22 protein-coding genes are annotated in these 23,508 nt (G+C 72.9%); 11 read left to right on the forward strand and 11 right to left on the reverse strand.

The genetic code is table 11. From position 1 onward, the window contains the following. Positions 1-157: 157 nt before the first annotated feature. On the reverse strand, positions 158-1,135 hold the full coding sequence (locus AB0F68_RS00365) for a phosphotransferase (protein WP_357331585.1): 978 nt from the start codon (positions 1,133-1,135) through the stop codon (positions 158-160). 42 nt (positions 1,136-1,177) lie between these two features. Then, positions 1,178-2,350 (reverse strand): acetyl-CoA C-acyltransferase, encoded by a 1,173-nt coding sequence (locus AB0F68_RS00370; protein WP_357331587.1) that lies wholly within the window; start codon positions 2,348-2,350, stop codon positions 1,178-1,180. Positions 2,351-2,450: 100 nt separating this feature from the next. On the opposite strand from AB0F68_RS00370, the gene AB0F68_RS00375 reads away from it, so the two are divergent. Further along, positions 2,451-2,885: a PH domain-containing protein gene (locus tag AB0F68_RS00375; protein WP_357331589.1), complete on the forward strand. Its 435-nt coding sequence runs from the start codon at positions 2,451-2,453 to the stop codon at positions 2,883-2,885. 15 nt (positions 2,886-2,900) lie between these two features. Here the strand turns inward: AB0F68_RS00375 and AB0F68_RS00380 are convergent, their stop codons facing one another. Together AB0F68_RS00380 and AB0F68_RS00385 are read right to left on the reverse strand one after the other, a co-directional pair. Continuing rightward, the gene (locus AB0F68_RS00380) at positions 2,901-3,848 is read right to left on the reverse strand and encodes a rhomboid family intramembrane serine protease (RefSeq protein WP_357331591.1); all 948 of its coding nucleotides are present in this window, start codon (positions 3,846-3,848) and stop codon (positions 2,901-2,903) included. A gap of 25 nt (positions 3,849-3,873) precedes the next feature. Then, a complete protein-coding gene (locus tag AB0F68_RS00385) occupies positions 3,874-4,404 on the reverse strand; it encodes a peptidylprolyl isomerase (RefSeq protein ID WP_107075444.1) in 531 nt (176 codons plus the stop codon). 84 nt (positions 4,405-4,488) lie between these two features. On the opposite strand from AB0F68_RS00385, the gene AB0F68_RS00390 reads away from it, so the two are divergent. Then, positions 4,489-5,292, forward strand: a complete 804-nt coding sequence (locus AB0F68_RS00390; RefSeq protein ID WP_357331594.1) for a hypothetical protein — start codon at positions 4,489-4,491, stop codon at positions 5,290-5,292. Positions 5,293-5,361: 69 nt separating this feature from the next. On the opposite strand, the gene corA is transcribed toward AB0F68_RS00390, so the two are convergent. Together corA and AB0F68_RS00400 are read right to left on the reverse strand one after the other, a co-directional pair. Next, the gene (gene corA, locus AB0F68_RS00395) at positions 5,362-6,510 is read right to left on the reverse strand and encodes a magnesium/cobalt transporter CorA (RefSeq protein ID WP_357331596.1); all 1,149 of its coding nucleotides are present in this window, start codon (positions 6,508-6,510) and stop codon (positions 5,362-5,364) included. Between the two features lie 371 nt (positions 6,511-6,881). Then, entirely contained in the window at positions 6,882-7,976 is a 1,095-nt protein-coding gene (locus tag AB0F68_RS00400) for a PLP-dependent aminotransferase family protein (protein WP_357331598.1), read from the reverse strand. Between the two features lie 202 nt (positions 7,977-8,178). On the opposite strand from AB0F68_RS00400, the gene AB0F68_RS00405 reads away from it, so the two are divergent. Beyond that, positions 8,179-8,994 (forward strand): 3'(2'),5'-bisphosphate nucleotidase CysQ, encoded by an 816-nt coding sequence (locus tag AB0F68_RS00405; RefSeq protein WP_357331601.1) that lies wholly within the window; start codon positions 8,179-8,181, stop codon positions 8,992-8,994. Positions 8,995-9,094: 100 nt separating this feature from the next. After that, positions 9,095-10,252, forward strand: a complete 1,158-nt coding sequence (locus AB0F68_RS00410) for a hypothetical protein (protein ID WP_357331603.1) — start codon at positions 9,095-9,097, stop codon at positions 10,250-10,252. Positions 10,253-10,262: 10 nt separating this feature from the next. Here the strand turns inward: AB0F68_RS00410 and AB0F68_RS00415 are convergent, their stop codons facing one another. From AB0F68_RS00415 to AB0F68_RS00430, 4 genes are read right to left on the reverse strand one after another with little or no spacing between them, the layout of a single operon-like run. After that, a complete protein-coding gene (locus AB0F68_RS00415) occupies positions 10,263-11,177 on the reverse strand; it encodes a glycosyltransferase family 2 protein (protein WP_357331605.1) in 915 nt (304 codons plus the stop codon). Then, the gene (locus AB0F68_RS00420; RefSeq protein WP_357331607.1) at positions 11,174-12,145 is read right to left on the reverse strand and encodes a sulfotransferase; all 972 of its coding nucleotides are present in this window, start codon (positions 12,143-12,145) and stop codon (positions 11,174-11,176) included. Before AB0F68_RS00420 ends, AB0F68_RS00415 begins: the two co-directional genes overlap by 4 nt. Continuing rightward, complete coding sequence (locus tag AB0F68_RS00425) at positions 12,133-12,726, reverse strand: glycosyltransferase (RefSeq protein WP_357331609.1); 594 nt, start codon at positions 12,724-12,726, stop codon at positions 12,133-12,135. The genes AB0F68_RS00420 and AB0F68_RS00425 overlap by 13 nt, the downstream gene beginning before the upstream one ends. Continuing rightward, entirely contained in the window at positions 12,723-13,202 is a 480-nt protein-coding gene (locus AB0F68_RS00430; RefSeq protein WP_357331611.1) for a UDP-N-acetylglucosamine--LPS N-acetylglucosamine transferase, read from the reverse strand. The genes AB0F68_RS00425 and AB0F68_RS00430 overlap by 4 nt, the downstream gene beginning before the upstream one ends. A 205-nt stretch (positions 13,203-13,407) precedes the next feature. On the opposite strand from AB0F68_RS00430, the gene AB0F68_RS00435 reads away from it, so the two are divergent. Then, positions 13,408-14,397, forward strand: a complete 990-nt coding sequence (locus AB0F68_RS00435) for a sulfotransferase (protein ID WP_357331613.1) — start codon at positions 13,408-13,410, stop codon at positions 14,395-14,397. A gap of 44 nt (positions 14,398-14,441) precedes the next feature. On the opposite strand, the gene AB0F68_RS00440 is transcribed toward AB0F68_RS00435, so the two are convergent. Continuing rightward, on the reverse strand, positions 14,442-15,230 hold the full coding sequence (locus tag AB0F68_RS00440; RefSeq protein ID WP_357331615.1) for a hypothetical protein: 789 nt from the start codon (positions 15,228-15,230) through the stop codon (positions 14,442-14,444). Between the two features lie 313 nt (positions 15,231-15,543). Between AB0F68_RS00440 and AB0F68_RS00445 the strand changes: the two genes are divergently transcribed. Genes AB0F68_RS00445 through AB0F68_RS00470 form a run of 6 tightly spaced genes read left to right on the forward strand, consistent with a single transcriptional unit; the run spans position 15,544 to position 23,452 of the window. Continuing rightward, positions 15,544-17,382 carry a Wzz/FepE/Etk N-terminal domain-containing protein gene (locus AB0F68_RS00445; RefSeq protein WP_357331617.1) on the forward strand — a complete coding sequence of 613 codons (1,839 nt, stop codon included), beginning with the start codon at positions 15,544-15,546 and terminating at the stop codon, positions 17,380-17,382. Continuing rightward, complete coding sequence (locus AB0F68_RS00450; RefSeq protein WP_357331619.1) at positions 17,379-18,374, forward strand: DUF3048 domain-containing protein; 996 nt, start codon at positions 17,379-17,381, stop codon at positions 18,372-18,374. The genes AB0F68_RS00445 and AB0F68_RS00450 overlap by 4 nt, the downstream gene beginning before the upstream one ends. Further along, positions 18,371-19,837 carry an O-antigen ligase family protein gene (locus AB0F68_RS00455; RefSeq protein WP_357331621.1) on the forward strand — a complete coding sequence of 489 codons (1,467 nt, stop codon included), beginning with the start codon at positions 18,371-18,373 and terminating at the stop codon, positions 19,835-19,837. Before AB0F68_RS00450 ends, AB0F68_RS00455 begins: the two co-directional genes overlap by 4 nt. Next, complete coding sequence (locus tag AB0F68_RS00460; protein WP_357331623.1) at positions 19,837-21,063, forward strand: hypothetical protein; 1,227 nt, start codon at positions 19,837-19,839, stop codon at positions 21,061-21,063. The genes AB0F68_RS00455 and AB0F68_RS00460 overlap by 1 nt, the downstream gene beginning before the upstream one ends. Then, positions 21,060-21,920 (forward strand): sulfotransferase, encoded by an 861-nt coding sequence (locus AB0F68_RS00465; RefSeq protein WP_357331625.1) that lies wholly within the window; start codon positions 21,060-21,062, stop codon positions 21,918-21,920. The genes AB0F68_RS00460 and AB0F68_RS00465 overlap by 4 nt, the downstream gene beginning before the upstream one ends. Beyond that, positions 21,908-23,452: a polysaccharide biosynthesis C-terminal domain-containing protein gene (locus AB0F68_RS00470; protein WP_357331627.1), complete on the forward strand. Its 1,545-nt coding sequence runs from the start codon at positions 21,908-21,910 to the stop codon at positions 23,450-23,452. The genes AB0F68_RS00465 and AB0F68_RS00470 overlap by 13 nt, the downstream gene beginning before the upstream one ends. The last annotated feature ends 56 nt before the right edge of the window (positions 23,453-23,508 follow it).

Here is a 23,508-nt window from a genome sequence, read left to right on the forward strand (position 1 = left end):
CCCGTCGGGGGTCGGCCTCCGCCGGCATCCATCGAGTCAGGCGCTGCCCGGCTGACCGGCGTTACGCATGCGGCGCACCCCACCCGCCACGGTGCACGGAGCGACTGCCGCGACGACAACGGGCCGGACGGCCGCGCGCCGATCATCCCCGCCGCGGTCAGACCGGGCTCGGCGCGAGCAGTTCGCCGAGCCAGCCGGGGACGGCCGCGGCGTACTCGGCCCGGGCCGGGTCGGCGGTGGCCAGGGCGCGTCGCCAGGACAGCGACCGGCTCACCGTGGTCACCGTCATGGCCAGGCCGGCGACCTCCCGCAGGGCGGTCCGGTCGTACCGGTCGGTCCACGCCTCCAGGTAGGCGTCCCGCAGCCGGCCGAGAACCGGGTCGCCGGGTGCCAGCCCGCCGCCGTGCGCCACGGAGTTGAGCGTCACCAGCAGGGTGCCGAACGGGTGGGCCACCGAGGCGTCCCCCCAGTCGAAGAAGCGGTAGCCGGCCTCGGTGACGAAGACGTTCCCGTCGTGCAGGTCGTCGTGCTGCACGCTGGCCGGGACGCCGAACTCCGCCAGGCGCCGGCAGGTAGCGGCGAACTCCGGCCGGTACGCGCGGAGCTTCGCGTGCCGCTCCGGGGTCAGCCCGTCCGGCCGGCCGAGCAGCAGGGCTTCCTCGTCGTCGAGCAGCCGGTCGAGGAGTGCCGGCATCAGCTCCGGACGATGGTCGGGCACCCCCGCCGCGAGCAGCCGCCCGGCCTGCGGCGCGACCGCGATCTGGAGCGCCGCGTACGCGGGCAGCACCCGCTCCCAGTGGGTCAGGTCCCCGGCGAGCACGTCGCGCAGGCTCGGGCCGCCGTCGGGCAGCAGCGACCAGCCGCGCGCGACGTCCACGGCGAGCGGGTCGAGCACCGTTCCCCGCGCGAGCCGGGCCAGCTCGGCGAGGAGCGCCGCCTCGTAGCGGGTGCCCGGGTTGTTGGCCTTGAACCAGACCGGTCCGGCGCCGGTGGGCACCCGCCAGACGAGCGACCAGGGGCGGACCCGGGGCTCGACCGGGCCGGTCACCCGCCAGCCGTGTCGGCCCAGCGCGTCACCGACCCAGGCCAGGGCGTCGTCCCGCCACCGCGGATCGGACCAGTCGGGTGTCGTCACGGTCGGCACGCTAGGCGCTGCCCGCGGCGGCGGCCAGCGATTTCAGAGCAGCTCGACGATGGTGGCGTTGGCCATGCCGCCGCCCTCGCACATGGTCTGCAGGCCGTAGCGGATCCCGTTGTCCCGCATGTGCTGGAGCATGGTGGTCATGATCCGGGCGCCGGACCCGCCGAGCGGGTGGCCGAGCGCGATCGCCCCGCCACGCGGGTTCAGCCGCTCCGGGTCCGCCTCGGTCTCCGCCAGCCAGGCCAGCGGCACCGGGGCGAACGCCTCGTTCACCTCGTACACCCCGATCTCCTCGATGCCCAGCCCCGCGCGCCGCAGCGCCTTCGCGGTGGCCGGGATGGGGGCGGTGAGCATGGTGACCGGGTCGTCGGCGGCGACCACGGCGGTGTGCACCCGGGCCAGCGGGCGCAGGCCGTGCCGGCTGGCCCACTCGCTCGTGGTGACCGCGAGCGCCGCCGCGCCGTCGGAGATCTGCGACGCCGAGCCGGCGGTGACCACGCCGTCGGCCTTGAACGGCGTGGCCAGCTCGCCGAGCTTGGCCAGCGAGGTGTCCCGCCGGATGCCCTCGTCGGCGCTGAACTTGCCGCCGTCGGCCAGCGCCACCGGAGCCAGCTCCGGGTCGAACGCCCCGGCGTCCTGCGCGGCGGCCGCCTTCTCGTGGCTGGCCAGCGCGAACTCGTCGAGCTGGGTACGCGAGAAGCGCCACCGCTGGGCGATCAGCTCGGCCCCGACGCCCTGGTTGAACGGGAGCGGGCTGTCCTCGGCGACGCCCTCGACGCCGCGGTAGCGCTCCAGGATCGCGGCGCTGAACGGCATCCCGCCGGCCACGCTGGCACCCATCGGCACCCGGGTCATCGACTCGACGCCGCCGGCGACCACCAGGTCGGCCTGGCCGGAGAGGACGGTGGCGGCGGCGAAGTGCAGCGCCTGCTGGCTGGACCCGCACTGCCGGTCGACCGTGGTGCCGGGGACCGACTCGGGCCAGCCGGCGGCGAGGACGGCGTTGCGCGCCACGTTCCACGACTGCTCGCCGACCTGCGAGACGCAGCCCCAGACCACGTCGTCGACCTGCTCGGGGTCGATGCCGGTGCGCTCGGCGAGGGCGCGCAGCACGTGCGCCGAAAGGTCGACCGGGTGCACGCCGGCAAGGCTGCCCTTGCGCCGCCCGACCGGGGTGCGTACCGCACCGACGATGACCGCGTCACTCATGTCTACTCCCCGGTAACCTGGCTTGCCCCGATCCTACGTGCTGATCCGGCCGGTCGTCCTCCCCCCGGTCGCCGGCCCTCCCGGCTGGCATGCTGGGACGGTGACTCCACAGTCGTCCCCGGCCGGGCAGTGGCGGGTGCCGCCGGTGCTGCCGGCGGTCAAGGCGCTCGCCGCGCTTGTCCTGATCGCGTTGGGCCTGCTCTTCGCTGGCGCGGACCGGATCCAGCTCGTGCTCGCCGGGCTGGCCGCCGCCGCGCTGCTCGGCTGGGCGCTGCGCGACCTGGTCGCGCCGGTCCGGCTGGCCGCCGACCCGGAGGGGATCACCGTGATTCGGGGCTTCGCCGGCCGCCGGCGGCTGCCCTGGGCGGCCGTGGAGTCGATCCGGGTGGAGCGGCGTACCCGCCGCGGGCTCACCGCCGAGACGCTGGAGATCGACGCGGGCGATTCGCTGCACCTGTTCGGCCGCTACGACCTGGACGCGCCGCCCGAGGAGGTCGCGGCCGCACTGACGGCCGCCCGCGCCGCCGTGCGCTGAGCCCCGCCGCTGGCGTCAGCCGGTCAGCGCCGCGGTGCGGACGAGGACCAGCCCGAGCAGCGCCACCAGCAGGATGGCCCCGCCGGCCGCCTGGAAGGCGGTCCGCCGCATCCGCGGGGCGTACGCCAGGACCAGGGCCATCAGCGCGCCGACCACCAGCCCGCCGAGGTGCCCGGCCACGGAGATGCCCGGCACGGTGAACGTGAAGATCAGGTTGATCACCAGGATCGGCACGATGGCCGAGGTGTCCCGGCCCAGCCGGCGCATGATCACGAAGATGGCGGCGAAGAGGCCGAAGATGGCCGTCGACGCCCCGACCGCGGGCGAGTTGGGGGCGCTGAACAGGTAGACGGCGACGTTGCCGCCGAGCCCGGCGATCAGATAGAGCGCCAGGAACCGCAGCGGGCCGAGCACCGCCTCCAGGGTCCGGCCCAGCACCCAGAGCGCCCACATGTTGAGCAGCAGGTGCAGCACGCCGTAGTGCAGGAACATCGCGGTCACCAGCCGGTACCACTCACCGGCGGCGATGCCGTGCAGTTCGCCGAAGGGGACGTACGGGGCGTAGCCCAGCGCCGCGCCCCAGTCGGTCAGCGGCGTCGAGTCACCCATCAGGCCACCGAGGCCGGAGCCGCCGGCAACCGCGGTCCCGCTCCCGGCCGAGATGATGGACAGGACCATGACCAGCACGTTCAGCGCGATCAGGGTCTTCGTGACGTAGCCCTGGCGGCCGGCCGCACCGCCTCCGAAGGCGGTACGCGCCGGCCGCACGCTACGGCGTCCCTCGCTGACGCACTCCGGGCACTGGTGGCCGACGGAGGCGTCCCGCATGCACTCCGGGCAGATCGGCCGGTCACAGCGGGTGCACCGGACGTACGTCTCCCGGTCGGGGTGCCGGTAGCAGACCGGAGTGGTCGGCACCGGACCCTCTGTGGCGTCACCTGCCTGCCCGGAGCGCTCAGTCATGCGAGCAAAGGTACCCGCGCGACGCTCAGGCCGGCTTGCGCTCGATTTCGACGCGCTCGATGACCACGTCCTGGAGCGGCCGGTCGCTCGGGCCGGTCGGGGTGTTCGCGATCGAGTCCACGACCTTCGCCGACTGCTCGTCCGCGACCTGACCGAAGATGGTGTGCCGGTTGTTCAGGTGCGGCGTCGGGCCCACCGTGATGAAGAACTGCGAACCGTTGGTGCCCGGCCCGGCGTTCGCCATGGCGAGCAGGTACGGCCGGTCGAAGCGCAGCTCCGGGTGGAACTCGTCGGCGAACTTGTAGCCCGGGCCACCGCGACCGGTGCCGGTCGGGTCACCCATCTGGACCATGAAGCCGCTGATCACGCGGTGCGAGATGGTGCCGTCGTAGTACGGCCCGCTGCCCGGCTGGCCGGTGCGCGGGTCGATGTACTCGCGGGTGCCCTCGGCCAGCTCGACGAAGTTGCGGACGGTCTTCGGCGCGTGGTTCGGGAAGAGCTCCAGCCGGATCGGGCCAGCGTTGGTGTGCAAGGTGGCGTAGACAGCCTCGGCCACGGGTACTCCTCACTCGTTGGTCAGTTCCATGCGGATCCTCCCATGTGCCCGATCTGGCCATGCGGAGGCATCCGAAGGTGGAGGATGACGGAGGAACAACTCCCAGGAGGTGGGACCGTGTTTGGAATCGGGCGGCGTAAGACCCGGGGGCAGCTCGCGAAGGCCGAGCTGAACCAGGGCATCGGTCACCTGAGGCAGGCCGCCGCGCACGCGGCGAAGGGTGCCGGCGCCACGGTCGGCCCGCGGGTCCAGGCAGCCCGGGGCGCGGTCGCGCCCACCGCGATCGTCGTCCGGGACCGCGCGTCGAGCGGCGTCGCGTCGACGGTCGCCGCACTCGCGCCGCTGGTCCTGGCGGTGCGTAACGCGCAGGCCGAGACCACCGGCAGGGCCGTGACCGGCCGGAAGGCGGCCGCCGCCAAGCAGGCCGCGATGAACAAGAAGGTGAAGGCGAAGAACATGAAGGCCGCGAAGAAGAAGCAGAAGAGGTCGCGCGGCATGACGACCGGCCTGCTGGTCGCCGGCACGGTCGCCGGCCTGGCCGGCGCGATGGCCATGCGGCGCCGACGCGAGCAGCAGGAGTGGGCCGAGTACGACCCGACCGGCAAGCTCGAGCCGATGCGGGAGGACGTGGACACCATCGTGGTGGAGACCCCGGACGCGACCGCGAAGGTGACCCAGCCCGGGCCGACCGGCGCGGGCAGTTCGGCGGTGGCCGGCAGCGGCAGCGCCTCGACCGCCACGTCGAGCAGCCAGCCGGTGATCCAGCCGAGCGACAAGGTCCCCTCGGTGGCCGAGGGCGCCAAGGACGTCTCCGGCCGCCCGGCCGACGACCTCAGCAAGGCCGTGCAGAACGGCCGGAACACCGCCAAGTCCAGCGGTCGCCGCTGACCGCGAGGTCACGGAGCAGCGCCGGCGCGCGGGGGTACGCCCCGCGCGGCCGGCGCTTCCGTCTGCCGGCTACAGCCAGCCGTTGCGGCGGAACCAGCGGTAGAGGGCGAGGGAGATGCCGAGCATCAGCGCGAGCACGACCGGATAGCCGTACGTCATCCTCAGCTCCGGCATGTTCTCGAAGTTCATGCCGTAGATGCCCGCGATGGCGGTCCACACCGCCGCGATCGCGGCCCAGGCCGCGATCTTGCGCATGTCGTTGTTCTGGTCGACGGTGACCTGGGCCAGCCGCGCCTGGAGGATCGAGTTGAGCAGGTCGTCGTAGGAGTTCACCTGCTCGACGGTGCGGCTGAGGTGGTCCTGCACGTCCCGGAAGTAGCGCCGCACCTCCTGCGGCACCTCCCGGTTGACCTGCGAGGTGAGGGTGAGCAGCGGGCGCTGCAACGGCACCACCGCCCGCTTGAACTCCACCAGCTCCCGCTTCATCTGGTAGATCCGCTGGATCCGCCCGCTGCCCTGCCGGTCGAAGACGTCCGCCTCCAGCACGTCGAGGTCGTCCTCCAGCCGGTCGGCCACCTCCAGGTAGAGGTCCACCACCCGGTCGGTGACCGCGTACGCGACGGCCCACGGGCCGTGCAGCAGCAGATCCCGCTTCGCCTCCAGGTCGGCCCGGACCGGCGACAGCCGGCAGGCGTCCCCGTGCCGGACGCTGATCAGGAAGTTCGGCCCGATGAAGAGCATCACCTGGCCGGTCTCCACCACCTCGGAGTTCTCGGTCAGCTCGGTGTGCTCGCAGTAGCGGGCGGTGCGCAGCACCAGGAAGGTGACGTCGCCGAAGCGCTCCAGCTTCGGGCGCTGCTGGGCCTTGACCGCGTCCTCGACGGCCAGCTCGTGCAGGCCGAAGGTGGCCGCGATCGCGGTCATCTCGTCCAGCTCCGGTTCGTGCAGGCCGAGCCAGACGAAACCGTTCCCCTCCTGGCGGGCGGCGGCCAGGGCGTCGGCGTAGTGCCACTCGCCGGGCCGGCGCTCGCCGTCGACGTAGAGGCCGCAGTCGACGATTCCGCTCCGGCCGGGGCCGGCCGGCTCGGTCGTCCGCGGGGAGCCGTCGGCGTTGAGGATGCGCGACATGGCGCGTACCGGTGCTGCCCAGGCCCGTGGTCGGGGCGCCCGGCCACCGTTGTCCCCGGCGGTGCGGTCGCGTGTCACCCGGTCCGTCATCTCGCCCCCTCTCCACGTAGCTGCGGCTTGCAGGTTACGCCGGTCGGGACGAGGCGCAGCGCGGGCGAGCGCGGGGCGGGCGGCCGGGCTGCGACCCGCGTCACGCCGGGGCGGGAGACGGTGGCGGCGCCGGGCGGGCCGGCCGCGTCAGGGGGGTGAGGGGCGACACGGCCCACCCGGCACCCATTGGGGGCGGGGGTTGTGCTGTGCGCGCCGACGGTCCGGACGGGGGCGGCCCCGCGGCTCCCCGGTCGGTGGACCGGTCACCGAGGGAAGGTGAGCGGCGCTCGCAGCATTGTGAGCCGCCGGCCGGCCGAGCGGGAGAGCCCGGTCGGCCGGTATCGCCCTTCTGTCAGAAACCCGACAGAAATCTAGCCTCGGACGGCCGCCATGGCCTCGGCCAGCCGCCGGACGCCCTCCTCGATCCGGTCCGCGGTCACCGCGGAGAAGGCCAGCCGGAGCGCGTGCCGGCCGCCCTCGATCATGAAGTCGCTGCCCTTGACCACCGCGACGCCGCGCTCGGCCGCCGCCGGGGCGAGCCGGTCGACGTCCACGTCCTCGGGCAGTTCCACCCAGAGGAAGTAGCCGCCGTCCGGCTCCACGAACCGGGCCTCCGGGATGTGCCGGCGCAGCGACTCGGCCAGCACCACGGCACGCTCGCCCAGCGCGGTCCGCACGGTGTGGATCGACCGCTCGATCTCCCCGGAGACGCAGAACTGGTGCACGATCGCCTCGGAGACCATGCCCGGCGAGATGTAGAGGTTGGTGGCCCGCTTCGCGATCGTCGCGATCACGTCGGCCGGGCCGACCAGGTAGCCGACCCGGACGCCGGGGCAGACCGTCTTGGTGAAGCTGGAGGCGTGCACCACCACGCCCCGGGTGTCCATCGACAGCATCGAGGGCAGCGGCTCGCCCCGGAACCGGATGTCCGCGTACGGGTCGTCCTCGAAGATCGTGAAGCCGTACTCGGCGGCCAGGTCGAGCAGCTCGCGACGCTTCTCCAGGGAGAGGGTCACGCCGGCCGGGTTCTGGTAGTTCGGGATGACGTGGGCCAGCCGCGGCCGCACCCCCGACTCCAGCAACTTGCGCAGCTCAGCGGTGTCCAGACCGTCCGGCTGGATCGTCACGCCGTGGATCTCGCTGCCCATCTGCTGGAGGTTGAGCAGCGTCCGGTCGTACGTCGGGCGCTCGACCACCACCGCGTCGCCCCGGCGGACCAGGTGGTCGAAGAGGAACGCGTCGGCCTGGAGCGAACCGTTGGTGATCAGCACCTGGTCGGCCTCGACGCCGTGCTTCTCCGCGATCCACTTCCGCAGGGGCGGGTAACCGACGGAGGTGCCGTACGCCGTGATCCCGGCGGGGTCGGCGTCGAAGGCACGGACGGCGGCGGCCTTGAGCCCCTCGACATCGACGATGTCCAGCGAGGGAGCGCCACGGGCGAAGGAGATCAGCTGCTCGGCGGTCATGCGCACGAGCCTAGGGCCTGGTCCGGCGGGTCCGACCGCCATACACGCGAAGTTCAACATGCGGGCAGAAGTCGGTGGGCCGGGCGTACCGTTCCGGCCGTCACACTTGTTGTCCGCTCGCCCCACCGGCCAATATGGTGCGGTCCGGGCGGCGGGGACCCGCCGGCCGCCCGCCGACGCCAGACAAGGTGGTGGATGGCAGGTGTCCGACGACATCGACCGGCTCGACGATCAGGCCTTCGCACGGTGGTTGGCCGGCCAGGCCGGCAGCGCGCTGACCGCATTGCGCGCCCGCGAGGGCTTCGCCGACCCGCGGGCGCTCAAGGACGCCGGCGACCGCGCCTCGCACGAGCTGATGGTGGCGGCGCTGACCCGCTACCGGCCGGCCGACGAGATCCTCTCCGAGGAGCAGGCGGACTCCCGGCAGGACTTCTCCACCGGCGACCGGGCGGCCCGCCTCGACGCCGACCGGGTCTGGATCATCGACCCGCTGGACGGCACCCGCGAGTTCTCGGAGCAGGGGCGCACCGACTGGGCCGTCCACGTGGCCCTCTGGGAACGCTCGGCCGGCCCGGACGGCGGGTTGACCGCCGGCGCCGTCGGCATGCCGGCGCGAACCGGCGCGGACGGTGACCCGTTGGTCCTGGGAACGACCGAGCCCACCGCTCCGGCGGCCGACGGTCCGCTGCGGATCGCGGTCAGCCGCAGCCGGCCGCCCGCATTCGTCCCCCAGCTGATCGAGGAGCTGGACGCGGAGGCGGTGCCCATGGGCTCGGCAGGCGTCAAGGTCTGCGCGGTGGTGACCGGCCAGGCCGACGCATACGTGCACGCCGGCGGGCAGTACGAGTGGGACTCCGCGGCGCCGGTGGCCGTCGCGCTCGGGGCGGGGATGCACGCGTCCCGTATCGACGGTTCGCCGCTGCGCTACAACGCCGCCAACCCCCGCCTGCCCGACCTGCTCGTCTGCCGGCCCGAGCACGCCGAGCAGCTGCTCAAGGCCATCGACCGGTTCCTGTGAGACGGGTCGCCGCACCGGCCCGCCGCCCTGCTCGTTGCACTACGGGGTGGCGCCGGTGCTGAGCCGGGAAGCAGCTGACACGCCGATCCAGAGGAGGGTCATGGGACCCGGCCCGTCAATCGCCCCCGTTCTCGACGCCCACCCGGCCCCGACTCCGCCGCCGAGCCGGCGGCCCCGCCGCCTGTTCCGGCGCGGCTGGCTCGTCGCCTTCCCCGCGGCCGTCCTCCTGGTCAGCACGACGGTCGCCGTCGCAGTCACCCGGGACCGAGAGCCTGCCCAACAGGCCGCGCCGGGGGCGAACGGGCCGGGAACCGGCGCACCGGCGCCCGGCCCGGCCGCGTCCCTCCCGGCCGGCCCACCCGGCGGCGTGGTGGGGCTCGGCACGAATCCGAGTCTCGCACCCAGCGCGTCCCCGTCCGCCACGCCCGGCGCGGGCTTCCGGCCGTTCCCGGCGCCGCGGACCACTCTGCCCGGGGCGAGCATCCACCTGCTCGGCGGCGAGAGCTTCAACGACGGGCTGGCCCGCTCCGACCGCACCTACGGACCGCTGCGGATGGTCCGGGTGTTCTACCCGGGCCTGCCGCCCGCCTGGTCGGGCAGCCGCGCCGACGTCGTCAACCGGACGGTGGTGGTCTCCTTCAAGGCGCCGCCGGCCGAGGTCTCGGCCGGCAAGCACGACGCGCGGTTGGCGAAGTGGTTCGCCTCGATCCCGCGTGACCACGACGTCTACTGGTCGTACTTCCACGAGCCGGAGAACGACGTGGAGAACGGCAACTACACCACCGCCCAGTTCCGCGCCGCCTGGCGCCGGGTGGCCGGCCTCGCCGACCGCGCCCAGAACCCGCGGCTGCGGGCCACCCTGATCCTGATGTGCTGGACGCTGAACCCCAATTCGCGGCGGAGCTTCAACGACTACTACCCGGGCGGCGACGTCGTCGACGTGCTCGGCTGGGACTGCTACAACAGCGGCGGCAAGTACAACCGCTACACCGAGCCGGCCAAGGTCTTCGGACCGATGATCAGCAAGTCGAAGGAGCTCGGTAAGCCGTGGGGCCTTGCCGAGACCGGCAGCGTACGGATCGCCGGGGACAGCGGAGCCGGACGGGCCGCCTGGATCCGCTCGATGAGCAGCTACCTGAACGGCCAGCGACCGCTCTGGGTGGCGTACTACGACTACCAGGTGTCCGGGGGAGACTTCCGGCTCACCGACCAGCCCAGCAAGGACGCCTGGCGCGCCTGGTGCTCGGCGCCCAGCTGACCGGTCCGGCTCAGATGCCCCGACCGCGTTTGTGCAGCGTACGCAGGACGCGGTCGGGGTGCACGGCCTTGCTGGCCACGGCGAGCGCCAGGTAGGCGCGGGGCTCCCTTGGGTTGCCGGCCAGCGTCCGGCGGGCCCAGCGGACGGCCTCCCGGCGGTTTCCCATCGCGGCCTGGGCGAAGGCGATCTGCCCGGCGACCCGAGCCTCCCCCGCCGGCACGGTGGCGAACTCGGGGTAGCGGGTGAGCAGCCACTGCAACGCCGTGGAGATGGTCTCCCAGCGCTGGGCGAAGTACGACCGCTTGTGCCAGCGCACCGTCACGTACGGTTCGGCCAGGTTGACCAGCGGCGCGTGCCGGGCGGCCCGGAGCAGGAACTCGTAGTCCTCCGCGTAGCTGCCCGGGATCTCCTCGTCGACCAACCCGATCGCGTCGACCAACGCGTCCCGCCGGATCAGGAAGGTGGACGGGTGCAGCTCGGTGTGCCGGTCCCGCAGCAGCGCCGCCAGCGGCACCCGGTCCATCGGCAACGAGCGGTCGACGCTGCGACCGTCGTAGTCGACCCGGATGCCGCAGCTGACGAAGACACCGTCCGGCGCCGCCCGCAGCGCGGCCACCTGGGTCGCCAGCTTGCCGGGCAGCCACTCGTCGTCGTCGTCGCAGAACGCCACCAGCTCGCCGGTGGCGGCAAGAATGCCGGTGTTGCGGGCGCCCGCCAGGCCGGGTGTGCGGCTGTTGGTGACCACCCGGATCCTCGGGTCCTCGGCGAGGGTGAGGTCAGGCTCGGACTGGTCGTAGACGACCACCACGTCGATTCCGCCGGGGTAGTCCTGACCCAGGATCGCGTCGAGGGCGGCGCGCAGCAGCACCGGCCGATCCCGGGTCGGGACCACGGCGGTCACCTGCGGTGAGTTGGTCCCGGTCACGACGCCTCCGTGCTGTTGGTTCGGCCGCCGCCGAGATATCCGTAGCGCAAACGCAGCGGCAGCGTCGCGGCGCTGACCACGGCCCGGCTGCGCGCCGGCAGGTTCTCCCGCCAGGCGTTGTCCTGCCGCACCTTCAGCGGACCAGCGCTGAACCGCAGTGGGTTGCCGGCGATGCTGTGCGCCCGGACCAGCGGCACGGGCGGCTCGTCGAGCACCCGCAGCGCGTCCGCGGTGTCGGCGAGGCCGGCGAACCGACGTACCCGGGCGACGGTGCCGCGCGGGTCGGCGGTGAAGTCCTCGTAGCGCAGCCGGACCACCGGCACCCGGGCGGCGAGCAGGTGGAACGCGGCGTTCTGCGCGGTCCACAGGCCGCTCACCGTGAACGGGGAGAAGGTCGGCATGTAAGCCTCGCTGTCCACCACCTCGGGCCGGTGGACCTGCTTGGCCCAGGAGTAGGCGACCGCACGGCTGTCCCGGACCAGGTGGACGACCCGCAGATCGAGATCCGGTGCCCAGCGCAGGGCGAACGCCAACGAGGCGTGCTTGCTGGAGTCCACCACCACCTCCGCGCCGGTGACCTCAGTCGCCGCCCGGTAGATCCGGGTGTAGAGGTCGGCGTACCGGCGCACCGCGGCCAACTGCTCGGCCGGCAGGTCGCCCCGGGCCAGCTGGGGGATGTGCCGGGTCCGGTCGACCTCGGCCTTGAGCGCCAGCACCTCGTCCCGGTCCACCGCGTCCCAGCCGCCGAACGCGTGGTCGCCGACCCGCTGCCAGAAGTCGCAGGCCGTGAAGCGCTCGCCGCAGCCGCAGCGTTCGTCGCCGCCGAGGGCCCGCTCCCAGAGGTGCACCACCTCGCCCACGGCACAGACGTCGGGATGCTGGGCGAGGATCAGCTCGAGCAGGGTGGAGCCGCTACGCCCCAGGCCACCCACGAAGAGCACACGGGCCGGCCCGGTCACCGCCACCACCGGCGCCGTCCCGACGCACGCTGGCGTACCAGGTCCTCGACGATCTGGCCGACGCGCGCGGCCGCGGCGGCCCGGGGGTCGGGAAGGTCCGGGTCGGCGATCAACCGGAAGGCCCTCGGGTCGACGAGCGCCTTGTCGAGCGACTCGACCAGGTCGGCTTCCGTCTCGACCAGCCGCACCATGCCGGCCGCGCCGAGGCGCCGGGCGAAGAGTTGCTGGTGGTTGTCGACATGCTCGTCGTGGGTCGGGTCGCGCGGGACCACGATCGGCAGGTGACCGTTGCGCCGGGCCTCGGTGATGGTGGCCGGCCCGCCGTGGCAGACCACGACGCTGGCCTCGGCGATCGCCCGCTGCAACTCCTCGTGGGCCAGGAACGGCACCGCGTCCGGCAGGTTCGGCGGGGTGCTGCTGCCGTACTGGAGGACGAGCCGGACCTGCCGCGCCCCGCCGGCCCGCGCGGTCCACCAGCGCTCCAGCCAGCCCACCAGCCGGTCGAAACGGTGCACGTCGGTGCCGACCATGGCCAGCACGGTGTCCGCCTCCGGTCCGGTTTCCGGTTGCCGGGGAATGAACGAGGTCACAGGAGGTTCCCCACCACGGTGCCGTTGGGGTAGAAGCGGCGCTGCTCTTCCCACTGCACCAACATCGCCGAGAGGAACGGGCGGCAGAGCCGGGCGGTGAGCGTGGGACTGTCGATCCGGTCGTACACCTCGATGTAGACGGTGGGGACACCGCGCAGCCGGGCCACCACGACGAACGGCAGCGCGACGCCGGCGCCGGTGGTGACCACCGCGGCGACGTTCCGCCGCTTCAGCGTCCGGACCGCGAGCAGCAGGTTGCGGGCCAGGTTCTTGAGGTTGCGGGTGGTGGGATGGTGCGCCCACACCACCTGCTCCCCCTCGAGCAGCGAACGCGCGTCCGGGGTGTCGAAGGTCACCCACGACCGAGCTCGGCCGCGGTACCACGGCGCGAGCGCCAGCAGCTGGGCAAGGTGCCCACCGCTGGAACCCACGAGCATGACTTCACCGGACTCCACGTCTCCGACCGCCTCCCCCATCGCACACCCGTGCCACCCACGTGGGACGGTCACCTGAGCTACGAAGCGCCGGAACAATCTAACGGCACGGTCGGCGGAACAGAAGTGGCAGTCGCATTCACGAACCTGCCGGACGGGCCATTTCGAGCATTCCGCCAGTCCCCCGCTCCTCCGAACGCGCCTACACTGCCGCTTGACATCCACCGGGAACGAGGAGAAGCGATCGATGACGGCCCAGCAGCCTCTGGCGGGGGACGGTTCAGGGGCTGGTGCTCCCTCCGGCACCGGCCGGGTGACGGTGCTCTACGTCTGCGGGATGCCGCGCAGCGGTTCCACCCTGCTCGACCTGATGCTCGGGCAGTTCGTCGACCACTGCGACGTCGGCGAGCTGTTCTACCTCTGGCAGTCCGGGGTGGAGCGGAACTTCCGGTGCGCCTGCGGGCAGCATTTCGACGAGTGCCCGTTCTGGGGTGAGGTCGGTCGGCGGGCGTACGGCGGCTGGGCGAACATCGACGTGCAGCAGGTGCGGGCGCTGCAACGCCGGGTCGACGCCACCGGCAAGGTGCCACTGATCGTGGGCTCCCGGGTCACGCCGGGCTTCCGGCAGGACCTGGAGCGCTACACGGCCCTGATCACCAAGCTCTACCGGGCGATCGCCGAGGTGTCCGGGGCCAAGGTGGTGGTCGACTCGACCAAGCGCCCCTCGCTGGCGTACATCCTGGCCCGCGCTCCGGAGATCGACCTGCGCCTGGTGCACATCCTCCGCGACCCGCGCGGGGTGGCCTACTCCTGGAGCCAGCTCGTCGAGCTGCCCGAGGGCACCTCCGCCAAGGGCCGGATGAACCAGCGCTCGGCCCGGCTGACCGCCCGGCGCTGGGTCACCGTCAACGCGATGATCTCGTCGCTCGCCCGGTCCGGCGTACCGCGAGTGGTCGTCCGGTACGAGGACCTGGTCCGCGACCCGCGGGGTGAGCTGGGCCGGATCGCCGCCCTCACGGCCGACGTGACCGGGCAGGTCGATCCGCTGTCGTTCCTGCACGGCACCGAGTTCGAGCAGGCCGGCTCCCACGCGGTGGCCGGCGGACGGATCCGGATGCGCAGCGGGCCCATCGCGCTCAGCCTCGACGAGAAGTGGCGCCGAGAGTACGCGCCGGGGCGCCGCCGGATGGTCGGCGCGATGACCTGGCCGTTGCGCCGGAGGTACGACTACCGCTGACCGGCCAGGTCCGGCGGGCCGAGCGGCGGCCCGCCGGACCCCGGTCAGGACCGGGCGGCCCCGGGGGTCGCCGCGGCGGCCAGGTGGGCGTCGAGGACGTCGAGCAGTTCGGGGTTGCGCTCGTAGTCGAACTTGCGGGCGAAGTGGGCACCGCTGGTCAACGCCCTGGGCAGATCCTCCGCGGTGAGCGACTTCGGGTGGTTGAACGCGCTGTTCCGGAAGTCGAAGTAGCGCTTGCAGTCGGGCACCAGGTTGAACCGGTCCGCGCTGCACACGATGGTCTGGAAGACCGCTTCCACCGGGGAGAGGCAGTGCCGGAAGTAGTCCACCACGTCCGGCCGCCGGTCGAAGTACTCCCGCAGATAGGCCACCACCGGCCAGGTCAACGACGAGAACGCCGACCCGCCGTGCAGCCGCAGGTCGGGCCCGAACGGGGTGTGGGCCCGTCGACCCACCACCAGCCCGTACGACACATGCACCCGCATCAACGGCTGAACCCGGTTGACCGCCTGCAGCGGACGGAGCAGCTTCTTGGCCCGGGGGCTGAGCCCGCCCAGCCGACGGTGCTGGAAGTGGTAGCGGGACCGGACCCGGCTGCGCGGCCAGTGGCTCTCCGGACCGAACGCGTCCCAGTACTCCATGAATCCGTCGGCGCCGGATTCGACCAGCTCAGCCTCCGCCTGGTCGAGCGGGCGGATCGGATAGTCCTGACCGGTGATGTTCACCAGCCAGTCGACCTCGACACCCTCACCGTTCAGCCAGTCCACGGCCGCCATGTAGCGGTCGACGTGACTGAAGTCGCCGTAACCACCCTCGTGGTACTGAACCATCACGTCCGGTAGTGTGCGCAGCTCCGCAAGGTCGAGCGGAGCCCCGTTCACATCGTGACTGATGTGCACGATACTGTCCGGACTGTACCGCTTCACCGCGTGAACCAGCCTGGTCAGCTGGTCCGGTGAGCGGTGACTCTGGATGTGATAGCAGAAGCGCACCCGTGCATTATCGTCCCGGCACCCTCCGGGCAGAAGTGGCGGACCTTCGGCGACTTCCACTCTCCGCTCCGATCAGGGAGACTCAGGTTTCACCGTGGCGCGGACGTCCCACGGCTGACTGGCCGGTCCGGTCGAAAGGGAGCGACACACTTCGATGCCCTCGCCTCACCACCCCGATCTGCGGCACGACGCGGACGGGCCCACGCTGATGTCCTACCTCGAGTGGCTCCGCCGCCGGTGGTGGATCCTCGCGCTCGCGGCCCTGCTCGGCATCGGATCCGGCCTCCTCGTCACCCAGCTGCAGACGCGCACCTACACCTCCACCACGTCGGTGCTGGTGCGCCAGGTGGGTCCGGACGCGGTTCCCGGCACCAAGGTCAACCTCGACACCGAGGCCCAGGTGGTCCGCTCCCTGGTGGTGGCCGAGCGGGCCCGCGCCCTGCTCAAGACCGGCACCACCAGCGAGGACCTGGTCCGGTCGCTGGCGGTCACCGTCCCACCGAACAGCCAGGTTCTCCAGATCGCGTACGAGGGCACCACGCCGCAGGCGGCGCAGAACGGGTCGCACTCCTTCGCGCAGGCGTACCTCGACCTGCGGCTCGCCACGGCGGCCAAGGCGGTGGAGAACGAGATCACCTCGATCAACCAGCAGATCACCGAGGTCAACAAGCAGCTGGCCGCGACGGCGGGCAAGATCGCCGCGGCCCCGGCCAACTCCGCCGCCCGGGCGCAGGCCGAGGCCAACCGGCAGGTCCTCACCAACCAGCTGACCCGGCTCAACGAGCGGCTCAGCCCGCTGCAGGACAACGCGCCCGACCCGGGCCAGATCATCTCCGACGCGGCCCTGCCCCGGAAGCCCAGCTCGCCGAACCGCACGCTGAACCTGGCCAGCGGGATGGGCGCCGGACTGCTCTTCGGCATCGTGATCGCCCTGGTCCTGGACCGGCTCGACACCCGCGTCCGGCGAGGCCGGGACGTGACCGCCCGCACGGGCCTGTCGACGCTGCTGGAGCTGCCGGTCCGCGCACCGTCGCTGACCGTCCTGCCACCCACCCACCGGGTCTCCCGTGAGCTCGGCCGGCTGCGCAACGTGCTGCTCTCGATCATGCCGGAGCCCCGGCCGGGGCGCGGTCGCCAACTGCTGCTCACGGACACCTCGCCCGGCCCGGCGGCCGGTTTCATCGCCGGCAACCTGGCCGCCGCGTACGCCCGTACCGGTGCCCAGGTCGCGGTCGTCACCACCAGGGCCGACTCGCCGCTGACCGCCATGTTCGGCGGGCTGAAGCCTCGGCGTACCCTCGCCGACGTGCTGCGGCACGACGTCGGCGCGCTCGCCGCGCTCACCCCCGCACCCGGTCTCAACACGCTGCGCCTCCTGCTTCCCGGCGACCTGGACACCGACGTGGAGCTGCCGGTCGCCAGCATGCTGGCGATCCTCAACGAGCTCGCCGACCGCTTCGACCACGTGCTGATCGAGACCGCCCGGCCCACTCAGGCCGTCGAGGCACAGGCCCTGGCCCGGCACGTCGACGGTGTGATCCTGGTCATCGAGAGCGGGCGGACCCGGAGCAGCGAGATCACCGCCGCCCTGCAGCAGTTCGAGCAGGTGGACGCGCCGGTGCTCGGTAGCGTGCTGGCACCCCGCCTGCCGGAACAGGCCAGCGCTCCGGCCACCGGGGGCGGCCAACGGGACGGGAAGCCGTCACCCCGGCCGCGCCCGGAGCCCGCCTTCCGCCCGGGGGCGCAGCCGGCCAGTGACAGCACGATGATCCTGCCTCGACCGGTCAGCCGTCCGGCGGGTGGCTCCACCCCGCCCAAGCCGGGCTCGAGCTCCGTCCCCGCCGCCCAGCCCGGCTCGCCCGCGCCGGTCAAGGCCACCGGCGCGGTCCGGCCGTCGCCGTCCACGGTCTACCGGTCCAAGCGCGAGCGCGACGGCATCGACGGCCAGAGCCGGCTCTCGATGGCCTTCGACCCGGTGGAGGACCAGGAGTGAGGCTTCGACGGGCTGTCGTGGCGTCGGCCGCGGGGGTGCTGATCGCGACGCTGGGTGCCGCCTGCTCCGAGCCACCGCCCCCGGGCGCGAGCGACCTGGTCGATCCGGGTACCCCCGCGCCGAAGCCCACCCCGACGCCCAGCCTGCCGGCGGGGCCGCTCTCCGGACAGCCGCTCACCCAGCCGGCCGTGGCCGACCGGCAGGCGATCGCGGTGCCGATCCGGGCGAGCGAGACCGGCACCCCGACCGGGCTCGACGCGGCGGACCTGGTCTACCAGGAGTTCGCCGAGTCGGGCAGTCTGCACCTCAGCGCGGTCTACCAGTCCCGCGACGCGACGAAGATCGGCCCGGTCGCCGAGGTCCGCCCGGTCGACATCCGCAGCGTCGGGGTGCTCCGCCCCTGGCTCGGCTACGCGGGCGGTCCCACCGGCTTCATCAACCAGCTCTCGGCCGCCGATCTCACCGGCGTGACACCGGCACAGCGCAGCGCCGCGTTCCCGGGCGGATACACCTCGACCGCCGGACTGCGTGCGGCCGCGCCGAAGGGCGGCACCGCCCCGGTGCCACTGTTCGACTACGCGACCGCGGGCACGCCGCTGGCCACCCGGGACGTCACGGCCGCCGGCAAGCTCACCGTCTCCGCGTCCGGCCACCCCACCCAGACCTGGACGTACGACCAAGCGAGCCAGCTGTGGTCGGGGCGGGTCGGCAGGACCACGGTGAAGGCCGCCTCGGTCATCGTGCTCACCATGGAGTACCGGACGCTGACCGTCCGTAAGCCCAGCCCCCGGTCGCTGCCGAGCGCCAACGTCTACGGCAAGGGCAAGGCTCTGGTCGTGTCCGGGCCGTCGGCCGCCAAGGCGGAGTGGAGCAAGCCGGGACAGAAGCTCGTCTGCAACGTCACCGACCTGGCCGGGTACCAGATCCGGCCGCAGCCGGGCACCACATGGGTGATCTACGCACCGACGACGGCTCGGGTAGCGGTCACATGAAGACGCTCGTCCCGCTCCAGCCCTCCCGGCCGGAGCCGGTGCCGAGGGATCCGGGCCCGACGGGCACGTCGGCCGGCGCACGCGCCGTCCGGCGCCGGCGGCTACCGACCGCGTGGCCGCTGACCGCGCTCTTCGTGCTCTACCCGGTGTGGTGGGCGCTCGGCCTGCCCTCGTTCATCTTCGCCATCCTCGCCGTGCCGATGGCGCTCCAACTGCGCAGGCGGGACCGCATCCGGGTGCCGCCCGGCTTCGGATTCTGGCTGATCCTGCTCGCCTGGGTGGTGCTCTCCGGGCTGATGCTGGACATCACCGCACCGAACACCCTGACCCCGAACGGTTTCGGCCGGTACATCGGGTGGGGGATCCGGGTGATGAACTACACCGCGCTGACCGTCGCGATGCTCTACGTGCTCAACCTGAGCGAGAAGGAACTGCCGCGGATCCGGATGCTGCGGCTCTTCGGGTTCCTGGCCGTGGTCACCGTGATCGGCGGGTACGTCGGCGCGCTGCTGCCCGACCTGAAGTTCACCGCTCCGCTCAACTACATCCTGCCCGACGTCGTCGCCCAGGAGCCGTTCGTCAACCGGCTGATGCACGTCGAGGTGGCCCAGGTGCAGGAGGTGCTGGAGGGCGAGGCCAGCTCGCCGCGTCCGGCCGCCCCCTTCGAGTACACGAACACCTGGGGCGAGAACATGGGCATCCTGCTCGTGTGGTTCCTCGTCGGCTGGGTGGTGTACGGCCGGGGGTGGCGCCGGCTCGGCGGGTACCTGCTGGTGGCCGCCGCGATCTTCCCGATCGTCTTCTCGCTCAACCGTGGGCTCTGGATCGGACTGGTGATCGCCGCCGTCTACGTCGCCCTGCGGCTGGCCCTGCGCGGCCGGATCGCCGTCCTCGCCGGGATGGCGCTGGCCACCGCGCTGGCCGGGGTCCTGGTGCTGGCGTCGCCGCTGGGCGGGCTGCTCGACGAGCGGATGCAGAACGGGCACAGCGACGAGATCCGGGCCACCCTGTCCAGCGGGGCCGTCGAGGCGGCCAAGCACTCCCCGGTGCTGGGCTACGGCGCCAACCGCGCGCTGATCGGCAGCAACCGGTCGATCGCCATCGGCAAGTCGGCCGACTGCAAGCAGTGCGGCAACCGGGAGCTGGGCAGCAACGGGCAGGTCTGGAACCTGCTCGTGGGGCAGGGCTGGGTCGGCGCCTTCTGCTACAGCGCGTTCTTCCTCTGGTGCCTGTGGCGGTTCCGGCGGGACAACACCCCGATCGGCATCGCCGGCAGCGTGGTGCTGATCCTGATGCTGTTCTTCCAGTTCCTCTACGGCGCGCTCAACACGACGCTGGCGTACGGCCTGATCAGCGTGGCGGTGCTGGCCCGAAACGACCGGCATCTCCGCTCGCTGCGCCGGGAGGCGCTGGCCGCGGCGGGGTCCGCCGAATCGACCGACCGACCGGAACGGACCCGCTGATGACCGCAACCCCACGCGTCGATGACGCGCGCGCGGCGTACCTGCCCGAGCTGGCCGCCGTGGTCTGGCCGGAACCGGCCGACCCGACCCTGCGCCGCGGTGGCGCCGGCTACGCCGTGGTGCCGTCGGCCGCGCGGCCGCGGCTGCTGGTGCCCGCCGGCTCGCGGCGGGCCGCCGCCAGTGCGGTCCGGCACTCGACGGAAGCGGTGGGTACGAAGGCCCGGCTGCGCCGGTCGCTGCTGGCCACCGCCTTCCGCACCGGCGTCGGCCGGTTCGCCTTCCGGGATCGCCTGCTGGTCGGGGCGACCACGGGAACGCTGGAGGAGCACCTGGCCGAGGTGCTCGGCCGCCCGGCGTTGCTGAGCGTCCACATCGGTCCCGCCCGGGCCAACCGCAAGCCGGTGATCCAGCTACTCGACGACCGGGGCCGGCCGCTGGGGTACGCCAAGCTGGGCGTTGACCGGCTCACCCGCGGCCTGGTCGACGCCGAGGCCGAGGTCCTGCACCGGCTGGCCGCCGTCGACCTGCCCGGAATCGCGGTGGCCGAGGTGTTGCACCACGGCGGCTGGGGCGGGCACGCCCTGCTCGTGCAGAGCGCGCTCCCCGTGGCGCTGCCACGGGCGGCGCCGGCGGTGGCCGCCGAGCGGGAGCGTGCGGCGATGGTCGCGGTCAGCCGCTGCCTGGGCGTCGACCGCCGGCCCTTCGCGGGCAGCGGGTACGCCGAGCGGCTCGCCGCCGAGGTCGAGGCGCTGGGTGACCGGCCGGAGACCGGTCGGCTGCACTCGGTCCTGGCGACCGTGCTCGGGCTGGACCCGACCCTCGACCTCGGTGCCTGGCACGGCGACTGGAACGGTGGCAACAGCGCGGCGCTGGCCGACGGTCGAATGCTCATCTGGGACTGGGAGCGGTTCGCGGCCGGCGTGCCGGTCGGCTACGACGCGCTGCACCGACGGCTCCAGACGGCGATCACCAAGGCCGGGGTGGAGCCGGCGACGGCGGCCCGCGAGTTGCTGACCGGGGCGAAGGGCACGCTGGCGCCGTTCGCGCCGCCGGCCGGCACCGAAGACCTGGTGGCGGTGCTCTACCTGATCGAGCTGGCCGCGCGCTACCTGCGCGACCGACAGGCCGAGGCGGGCGCCCGGCTGGGACACGTGGCCGCCTGGCTGTTGCCGGCGGTGGAGGATCACCTGGCCGCCCGGCCGGGTGCGGGAGGAGTGGCGAAATGACGCTGGCCAAGGCTAAGGCCCGACGGGCCGTGCGCTCGGTGACGCGGACGGTCGGTCGGTGGACGGCGGGCTCGCGGCTGACCCCCGACTTCCTCATCGTGGGCGCCCAGCGGTGCGGCACGACGTCGCTGTTCAAGACGCTCTCCCAGCACCCGGCCGTGCTGCCGGCGGTCTACCACAAGGGTGTCCACTACTTCGACACCGGCTACGACCGGGGCATGGACTGGTACCTCGGGCACTTCCCGACGGCCCGCCGGGCCGAGGCGGTGCGGGAGCAGCTCGGTGTGCGCGGGGTGACCGGCGAGTCGAGCCCGTACTACATGTTCCACCCGCTGGCCGCGGACCGGATCGCCGCCGATCTACCCTCGGTCCGGCTGCTGGTTCTGCTGCGCGACCCGGTGGAGCGGGCGTACTCGGCGCACGCGCACGAGTCGGCCCGGGGTTTCGAGACCGAGCCGTTCGAGCGGGCGCTCGACCTGGAGCAGAGCCGCATCGCCGGCGAGCGGGAGCGGCTGCTCGCCGACCCGACCGCGCACAGCCACCACTACCAGCACAACGCCTACCTGACCCGCGGGCAGTACATCGAACAGCTGGAGCGGCTGGAGTCGATCTTCGGTCGGGACCGGCTGCACGTGATCGACGCCGACGACTTCTTCGCCGACCCGCGGCCGTCCTTCGACGCGGTCTGCGACTTCCTCGGCCTGCCGCACTGGGCCGACATCTCGTTCGGCAAGCACAACTCGCGGTCCCGCTCCCCGATGGACCCGGAGTTGCGCGCCCGGCTGGAGGCGCACTTCACCCCGTACGACGATCGGCTGGCCGCCTGGTGGGGACGCGTACCGTCGTGGCGACGGTAACGCCCACCCGGGCGGCGGGCACCGAGCTGGGCGGGGCAGCCCGGCACGGGGTGCTGAACCTGCTCGGCGTGGCGGTGGCGGCGGTCGCCGGCTTCGGGCTGAACATCGTGGTCGCCCGTGGATGGTCGATGGCGGACGCGGGCCTGTTCTTCGCCGCCACCAGCGCCTTCATGATCGCGTACGCGGCCGCCCGGCTCGGCACGGGCATCGGCTCCGTCTACTTCATCAGCCGGTACCGGACGCTCGGGCAGCCGGAACGGATCCGGGCCTCGGTGCTGGTCGGGCTGCTTCCGCTGCTGCTGGTGGGTGTCCTGGTCGCGGTGGTCGGCTGGCTGCTCACCCCGCAGGTCGTCGAGCTGACCTTCGCCGAGCCGGTCCCCGGCGCGGTGCCGGCGCTCCGTGCGCTGCTGCTCTTCGTACCGGTGGCCGCGCTCTGCGACTTCGCGCTGGCCGCCTGCCGGGGCTTCGGCAAGATGCGCCCGCTGCTGCTGATCGAGCGGCTGGGACGCAACGTGCTTCAGTTGCTCGCCGTGCTGCTGGCCGCCACGCTCGGCCTCTCCGCCACCACGGCGCTCCCGCTGGCCTGGGCGCTGCCGTACGTGCCGGCCGCGCTCCTCGCCGCGATCTGGCTGGCCCGGCTGGTCCGGCGGGCGGAACGTGCTGCCGGACCGGAACGCCCGCGGCCGGTCGGCTGGCGGGAGGAGTTCGGCCCGTACTGGCGGTACAGCGGGCCGCGGGCGCTGAGCGGGCTCGCCCAGATGGTCGTGCAGCGGCTCGACATCGTCCTGCTGGGCGCGCTGCGCGGGCTCTCCGAGGCGGCGCTCTACACCGCAGCCACCCGGTTCCTGACCCTCGGTCAGCTCTCCGGTCAGGCGCTGTCGACCGCCGTTCAGCACCGGCTGGCGGAGCATCTGGCCCGCGAGGACCGGGCCGCGGCCGGACGGCTCTACCAGGCCGCAACCGGTTGGCTGGTGCTGCTGACCTGGCCGGCCTACCTGCTGTTCGCCTCGTTCGCCGGACCCATGCTGGCCCTGTTCGGCTCCGGCTACGACGCCGGGCGGACGGTCACCGTCTACCTGGCCCTGACGATGCTGGTCGCCACCGGTTGCGGCATGGTCGACACGGTGCTGAACATGGCCGGGAAGACGGCTTGGACGTTCTACAACGCGCTGTCCGGCACGCTGGTCAACGTGGTCGCCAACGTGCTGCTCATTCCCCACTACGGCATCATGGGTGCGGCGGTCGCCTGGTCCGCCTCCATTCTGATCACCAATCTCGTGCCGCTGGTCCAGCTGCACCGGGCGTTCCGGCTGCATCCGTTCGGGCCGGGCACGCTCACTGGGGCCGGCCTGGCGCTGGCCTGCTTCGGGGTGCCGTCGTTGGTGCTGCACACGCTCACCGACCCGGGGGTGGTGGCCCTGCTGGTGGTCGCTGTGCTGGGTGCCGCCGGCTACGCCGCGGCGGCCTGGCGACTTCGTGGGGTGCTGCAGCTCGACGCCCTGCGGACGCTGCGGCGCAGCCGGAGGCGATGACCAACGGCCCGACACGACGTCGATCACCGGCACGGCCGGTGGCATTAGCACGGGGA

This window comes from Micromonospora sp. NPDC023966, assembly GCF_040639095.1.
Taxonomy (GTDB): domain Bacteria; phylum Actinomycetota; class Actinomycetes; order Mycobacteriales; family Micromonosporaceae; genus Micromonospora.